The 265-nt window shown below is 55.8% G+C and carries 1 protein-coding gene; it reads right to left on the bottom strand.

Annotation, left to right across the window (positions count from 1 at the left end; all coding sequences use genetic code 11):
- Positions 1 to 265 (bottom strand): membrane protein insertase YidC (gene yidC, locus GHN92_RS23730; RefSeq protein WP_153381359.1); only part of this gene is annotated, 265 nt, incomplete at both ends.

The raw sequence follows: 265 nt of genomic DNA, 5'->3' as shown, positions 1-265 counted from the left end.
TGTCAGGCCACTTTGTGCCAGATAAGTACGCGCACCGCCGTTATCGAACAGCTGGAAAGGCACATCCGGGTGGTCCTGGCGACGTGGATAAAGCGGCAGACGCAGTTGGGCAACGTCACCACCCTGTGGATCAATTGCAATATCCAGTACGTCGGTTTTGACGTGAATCAGGTCTTTGCTTGCAGCCACCGGCGTTTCTGTTGGTGTGCTGGTGTCGGCATTGGCACTGGGTACATCGGCACTGTTCGAAGCGTTGTTACCTGGC

This window comes from Pseudomonas sp. FSL R10-2964 (assembly GCF_009600035.1).
In the GTDB taxonomy this organism is placed as follows: Bacteria; Pseudomonadota; Gammaproteobacteria; order Pseudomonadales; family Pseudomonadaceae; genus Aquipseudomonas; species Aquipseudomonas bubulae.
Note: the sequence above shows the minus strand (reverse complement) of the source record. Positions and strands in the feature narration are given on the sequence as shown.